Annotated in this window: 2 protein-coding genes (1 of these 2 only partly in view); both read left to right on the plus strand. The window is 69.9% G+C overall.

Going from position 1 to position 7487, the window contains the following annotated elements:
- Positions 1-1594, plus strand: the final stretch of a protein-coding gene (locus ACWGKS_RS26730) for a type I polyketide synthase (protein ID WP_452524433.1). The gene continues 3275 nt to the left of window position 1, outside the view; the window shows 1594 of its 4869 coding nt (coding positions 3276-4869); its start codon lies off the left edge, out of view; the stop codon is at positions 1592-1594.
- Positions 1591-7487: type I polyketide synthase (locus ACWGKS_RS26735; RefSeq protein WP_358515630.1), on the plus strand; the 5897-nt coding region annotated here is incomplete at its 3' end. The genes ACWGKS_RS26730 and ACWGKS_RS26735, both read left to right, overlap by 4 nt.

A 7487-nucleotide genomic window follows, 5' to 3' on the forward strand; every position in this document is an offset into this window, starting at 1 on the left:
ACTCCCGAGGTCGGTCGCCTCCGCGTTCTCCTGCATCCAGGGTTTCGCCGACTCCGGGGTCGACGCGCCGTTGTGGATGATCACCACGGGAGCCGTCGCGGTCAGTGGCGCGGAATTCGTGAGCCACCCCGAACAGACGGCCGTGTGGGGACTGGGTCGTGTGGCGGCCCTGGAGTTCCCGGACCGCTGGGGAGGACTGGTGGACCTCCCCGGGCAAGGACTGACGGACACTTTGGGATCGCGCTTGGCCGCGGTCCTCGGGGGCACGGGGGAGGACCAGGTCGCGCTTCGCCCGGCGGCGGCCTACGGGCGACGCCTCACCCGAAGCACCGTCGACCGGGGACGGCCTCGATGGACTCCCGGCGGTACGGCCCTGTTGACCGGCGGTACGGGTGGGGTGGGCGCCCAGGTGGCCCGCTGGCTGGCCGAACTGGGCGTGCCCCGCCTGGTGCTGACGTCCAGACGCGGACCCGGCGCGCCCGGGGCGTCCGAACTCGAACAGGAGTTGCGGGCGCTGGGCGCCGAGGTGGAGATCACCGCGTGCGACGCGGGTGACGCGACCGCGCTGGCCCACATCAAGGAGCGGTCGGCCAAGGAGGGATTCCCCGTCCGCACGGTGTTCCACATGGCCGGCGCGGGCGTGCTTCGCGGCCTGGCCGACACCGATGTCGAAGAGTTCGCGGAGACCACCCACGCCAAGATCGCCGGCGCCGACGCCCTGGACCAGGTCTTCGGCGAACCAGGAGAGCTCGACGACTTCGTCCTCTTCTCTTCGGTTTCCGCGGCCTGGGGGAGCGGAGAGCACGGCGCGTACGCCTGTGCCAACGCCTATCTGGACGGCTTCGCGGAGCGCCGCCGGGGCAGGGGGCTGGCGGCGCGTTCCGTGGTCTGGGGGATCTGGTCACCCGACGAGGGCGGGGGTATGGCCGCCGATCTCGTCGAGGAACAACTGCGCAGCAGGGGCATCCCCTTCATGGACCCGAAGGCCGCGCTAGAGGGCTTTCACCGGGTCCTTGGGGGCGGGCCCGTCGTGGAGGTCCTCGCCGACGTGGACTGGAGCCGCTTCGCGCCCGTGTTCACCATGGCCCGACCCAGCCCTTTGATCACGACGGTGCCCGAAGCGCGCGCGGCACTCCTGACGGAGGAACCGAAGGAGGCCGCGGCGTCCTTCGGGTCACTCGCGGACCGCCTCGTCACCTTGGGCCCGGCTCAACGGGAGAGGGAACTCTCGGACCTGGTGCGCACCCAGATCGCCGCCGTCCTCCAGTACACCGGCCCGGACGACGTCGACCCCGAACGCGCTTTGCGAGAGCTCGGGTTCGACTCTCTGACCGCGGTCGACCTGCGGAACCGACTGGGAGGAGCCACCGGGCTGCGACTCCCCGTGACGATCGTCTTCGATCATCCCGACGCCGACTCCCTCACCGCCCACCTGGACGGGCTGCTGGTCCCCGACCCACGAGGAGACGTGGAAGCCCCTCCGGGCCGGGAGCCCGAGGTCGGACTCGACGACCCCGACGAGGTGAACGACATGGACATCGACTCTCTGGTCCGGTTGGCGCTGCAGAACGAGACCGATGAAGGTGTGAAATGACCGAGAACAACGAGCAGTTGGTTTCCGCGCTGCGCGCGTCAGTCCGGGAGAACGAGAGGCTGAAGCAGGCCGAACGCGAACCGATCGCGATCGTCTCCACCAGTTGTCGCTGCCCTGGCGGGGTCACCTCCCCCGAGGAACTCTGGAACCTCGTCTCCCGTGAGGAGGACGCGGTCGGGCCCCTGCCCACGGACCGTGGTTGGGACCTCGAACGCCTCTACCACCCGGACCCGGAACACGAGGGCACCTCCTACGTGAACTCCGGTGGCTTCCTGAAGGACGCGGGAGGCTTCGACCCGGACTTCTTCGGTATCGCCCCGCGCGAGGCCGAAGCCATGGACCCGCAACAGCGTCTGCTGTTGGAGACCTCCTGGGAGGTCTTCGAACGGGCCGGGATCCTTCCGCGTTCCCTCAAGGGCACCCCCACGGGCGTCTTCCTGGGCGCGGCCTGGCAGGGGTACGGCGAAGGCTGGCGCGAACTGGAGGGAAGCGTCCAGGGACACCTCGTGACGGGGATGTCCACCAGCGTCATCTCGGGACGCATCGCCTACACCCTGGGCCTGGAAGGCCCCGCCATCACCCTTGACACCGGGTGCTCGTCCTCCTTCGTCGCCCTGCACCTGGCCATTCAGTCCCTGCGCCGCAAGGAGACCTCGCTCGCCGTGGTCGGTGGCGTGGCGGTGATGTCCGCTCCGATCTCCCTCATCGGCTTCAGCCGGCACAAGGCCCTCGCCAAGGACGGTCGTTGCAAGGCGTTCTCCGCCGACGCCGACGGAATGGGTCTGGGGGAAGGCGCGGGAACCATCCTCCTGGAGAGGCTGTCGGACGCTCGACGCAACGGCCACCCCGTCCTCGCGGTGGTGTCCGGTAGCGCCATCAACCAGGACGGCGCCAGCAACGGCATGGCCGCCCCCAACGGTCTGGCCCAGCAGAGGGTGATCCGCCAGGCGCTCGCCGGCGCACGTCTGGACCCCGGTGACGTGGACGTGGTGGAGGCCCACGGGACCGGGACGGGCCTGGGCGACCCGATCGAGGCCGAGGCGCTCATCGCCACGTACGGCAGGGACCGCGACGGCGCCCGCCCGCTGCACATCGGATCGCTGAAGTCCAACATCGGCCACCCCCAGGCCGCCGCGGGCGTGCTCAGCGTGATCAAGATGGTCGAGGCCCTGCGGCACGGTGTCCTTCCCCGGTCGCTTCACCTCGATGAACTCACGTCCAAGGTCGATTGGTCCGAAGGCGCGATCACCCCGCTGGTCCGCTCACTGCCGTGGCCGGAGACCGAGCGGGAGCGCACCGTGGGGATCTCGTCCTTCGGTGTGAGCGGCACCAACGCCCACGTCATCCTCCGTGAGGCCCCCAAGGCCGAGGAGATTCGGGAGTCGGTCGACCCGCGGACCGTCGCTTCCTCCGCCCTTCCCTGGGTCCTGTCCGCCAGGACGGAGACCGCACTGCGGGACCAGGCCGTTCGTCTTCGCGACCGGTTGAGGGACGAACCCGACCAGGATCCGCTCGACGTCGCCTACACGCTCGCCACGGCTCGGACCGCTTTCGAGCACCGTGCCGCGGTGGTCGCCACGGGGAAGGACGACCTGCTCAAGGGGCTGGAGGCCATCGCGCAAGGCGACCCCTCCGACCTGGTGTGCCGGGGCAGGACGGGGCAGCGGCGCAAGCGCCGTGTCGTCTTCATGTTCCCGGGTCAGGGCTCGCAGTGGTCGGGGATGGCACGTCGCATGCTCGACGAATCCCCGGTGTTCGCCGGCCGGATCGCCGAGTGCGAGCGTGCCTTCTCCGACCACGTCGACTGGTCGCTTGAGGAGCTGCTGCGAACCGAGGACGAGGGCTGGATGGAACGGGTGGACCAGGTCCAGCCGGTCCTCTTCGCCGTCATGGTCTCCCTCGCCGCGGTGTGGCGTTCGCTGGGCGTGGATCCGGACGCCGTGGTCGGTCACAGCCAGGGGGAGATCGCCGCCGCCTGTGTGAGCGGGGCGCTCTCACTCGAAGACGCGGCCCGAGTGGTGATCCTGCGCAGCCGTTCCCTGACGCGTATCGCGGGAAGCGGGGGCATGCTGTCCGTCGGCCTCCCGGCCGAGACGGTGCGCACCGAACTGGACCGATACCCGGAGCTCGCCGTCGCCGCCGCCAACGGTGCCTCCTCCGCCGTCGTGTCCGGTCCCGACGAGGAACTGAACCGACTCGAACGGGAACTGGGCGCGGAAGGGGTCCGGACGCGACGCGTCCCCGTGGACTACGCCTCGCACTCGGCCGCCGTCGAACTCCTGCGGGAGGAACTCGCCACGGCCCTTGCCCCGGTGCGACACCGTGACTCCCAGGTCCCCTTCTACTCGACCGTCCTCGGGGCTCCACTGGAGCTGTCCGCGGAGGACACCGACTACTGGTACCGCAACCTTCGCCGGACGGTGGAGCTGGAGAGCACGACCCGGAGGTTGGCGCGTGACGGCCACGACGTGTTCGTGGAGATGAGCCCGCACCCCGTTCTGACCCCGGCCGTGACCGAGACCCTCGATGACGAGGGGCGCCTGGACGCGAGCGTCGTCTCAGACAGCCTGCGTCGTGAGCAGGGCGGGCTCGACCGGCTCATGAACTCGCTCTGCGGTCTGCACACCCAGGGTGTGCGGGTGGACTGGGAGGCTCTGCTCTCCGGGGGGCGCGTCATCGACCTGCCCACCTACTCTTTCCAACGGCGCCACTACTGGCTCGAAGCACCGGTCCGCGGAGTCGGCATCGGGTCGGAGACCTCGTCCTGGCGATACGGGGTCGCGTGGAAGCGCACCGACCTCACCGCTTCGCCCGAGCTCGCGGGACGGTGGCTGATCGCCGTGCCCGCGGGGTCGAGGGATTCGTCCCTGGTCACGGATGTGCTGGGCGCCCTCGACGGTCACGGAGCACGATGCGAGGTCCTCGAACTCGTTTCGGGTGAGGACCGCGCCGCCATCGCGGAGCGCCTGCGCTCCGTCGAGGCTCCCGTGGGTCTGCTGTCCCTGTGCGCGCTGGAGGGGGACGCCGTCTCCTCCTCCGGGCGCAGCCTGGGACTCACGCTCAACAACGCGTTGGTACAGGCGTGCAACGACATCGGTGGTGACGTGCCGTTGTGGGCCGCGACCTCCGGCGCCGTCGCGGCGCACCCGGGGGAGACCGTCTCCGAACCCGAACAGGCCACCACCTGGGGGCTGGGCCGAATCGCGGCGACGGAACACCCACAGTTCTGGCGAGGACTGATCGACCTGCCGGAACGGCTCGACGACTCGGCCGCGGAGAACCTGGTCGCCCTCCTCGCCTCCGGTTCCGAAGAGCCGCAGGCGGCCGTGCGCGGAGCCGGTGTGTACGTTCGACGACTGGTCCGGGCACCCGACGTCGCGCGCTCCTGGCGACCCGAAGGCGTCGTCCTCGTCACCGGTGGCACCGGAGCCCTGGGTGGCAGGGTCGCCCAATGGCTCGCCGACAACGGTGCGGAGCACCTCGTGCTGCTCAGTCGCAGTGGTCCGGCCGCCCCCGGGGCCGATCGCCTTCGGGAGGAACTCACCGCCAAGGGCGTCCGCGTCTCCATCGTCGCGGTGGACGCGTCCGACCGCGACGCCCTTTCCGCCGCCCTGGACGGGTTGCCCGACCTGAACGCGGTCGTCCACACGGCGGGGGCCCTCGACGACGGTCTGATCGACGGTCTCACCCCGGAACGGTACGACACCGTGCTCAGGCCCAAGATCGCCGCGGCCCGTAACCTGCACGAACTCACCAGAGAGCACGATCTCTCGGCGTTCATCCTGTTCTCCTCGCTCGCGGGCACGCTCGGCGGCCCCGGCCAGGGGTCCTACGCGGCGGCCAACGCCTACCTCGACGGTCTCGCGCGCCACCGACGCGACCAAGGACTCGCGGCGACGTCCATCGCGTGGGGGGCGTGGGACAGCGGAGGCCTCGTCGATGAGGAGACCTCCGAGCGGCTGCGCCGCGGCGGTATACCCGCCATGCCCGCGGAGAAGGCCGTCGACGCGATGGCCAAGGCGGTCGGAAGCGGTGACGTGTGCGTCGCCGTGGCCGACATCGAGTGGCGTCTCCTGCTGGACTCGTCGCCATGGACCAAGGACCTTCCCGTCCTGGGCGAGCTTCCCGAGGTCCGGGAACGGGACCGGGCGGCGGCGGACGAGCGGGTGGACGAAGAGGACGACCGCTGGCTCGGTCTTCGGGGAGAGGAGCGTGACCGGGAGCTGCGGCGCCTGGTCACGGCGGAGGTCGCCGCGGCCCTGGGGCACGACCCCGCCGACCTGGAGACCGATCGGGCCTTCCGCGATCTGGGATTCGACTCCCTGACCGCGGTCGACCTGCGTAACAGGATGGCCTCCGCCACCGGTGTCGGTCTGCCGGTCACCCTCGTCTTCGACTACCCCACCGTCGACGACCTGGTCCGTCACCTCTCCGAGGAGCTGCCCGGCGGAGCCGGGGAGGACGTGCCGGAGCCACAGGAGCAGGCCCCCGTCACGGCGGAGGACCCGATCGCGATCGTGGCGGTCGGCTGCCGGATGCCGGGAGGGGTGAACACTCCCGAGCAGCTCTGGGACCTCCTCAAGGAGGGCAGGGACGTGGTCGGCGACTTCCCCCGGGACCGTGGGTGGGACGTCGACGGCCTGTACGACCCCGACCCCGACAACCCCGGGACCTACTACGTCCAGGGGGGCGGTTTCCTGCAGGACGCCGGGGACTTCGATGCCGGGTTCTTCGGTATCTCCCCGCGTGAGGCGCTCACCATCGACCCCCAGCAGCGGTTGCTGCTGGAGACGTCCTGGGAGGTGTTCGAACGGGCGGGGATCAACCCGCGTGACCTGAAGGGCAGTCGGACCGGCGTGTACGTCGGCGCCAGCTACAACGACTACGGCTCCCGGGCCGCCGGTTCCAAGGAGCACGAGGGGTACCTGGCCCTGGGGAGCGCGAGCAGCGTCGTCTCCGGTCGGGTGTCCTACACGTTCGGTTTCGAGGGGCCGGCGATCACCGTGGACACGGCGTGTTCGTCGTCGTTGGTCGCGCTGCACCTGGCCACACAGGCGTTGCGCAAGGGCGAGTGCTCGATGGCACTGGCCTGCGGGGTCGTCGTCATGTCCACCATGGACACGTTCGTCGAGTGGAGTCGACAGCGCGCCATGTCCCCCGATGGGCGTTGCAAGGCGTTCTCCACCGACGCGGACGGGGCCGGTTGGGCGGAGGGGGTCGGTGTCGTCCTCCTCGAACCACTGTCTCGTGCGCGTGAGCGGGGGCATCGTGTGCTGGGTCTGGTGCGTGGCAGCGCGGTCAACCAGGACGGCGCGTCCAACGGCTTGACCGCTCCGAACGGTCCTTCGCAGCAGCGTGTGGTGCGGGCGGCTCTGCGTGACGCGGGTCTTTCGGCGGATGACGTGGACATGGTCGAGGCGCATGGGACGGGAACCCCTTTGGGTGATCCGATCGAGGCCGAGGCGTTGCTGAAGGTCTATGGGCGTGAGCGTGAGCGGCCGTTGTGGTTGGGATCGCTCAAGTCCAACATCGGTCACACCCAGGCCGCTTCGGGTATCGCCGGTGTCATCAAGACGACGCTCGCGCTGCAGAACCGCGTCATGCCGAGAACACTGCACGCCGAATCGCCCTCGGAACTCATCGACTGGTCTCCCGGGGGGCTCACGTTGCTCAACGAGCAGGTGGAGTGGCCGGTCGGGGATCGGCCGCGTCGTGCGGGTGTCTCCTCGTTCGGGGTTTCGGGGACCAATGCGCATGTGTTGTTGGAGGAGGCGCCTGTGGTGGAGGCGTCTGTTTCTGAGGCGTCTGTTTCTGAGGTGCCTGTTTCTGGGGTGTCGGTGGTGCCGTGGGTGTTGTCGGGTCGTGGTGTGGGGGGTTTGCGTGGTCAGGCGGG

Source organism: Nocardiopsis sp. NPDC055879 (assembly GCF_053615935.1).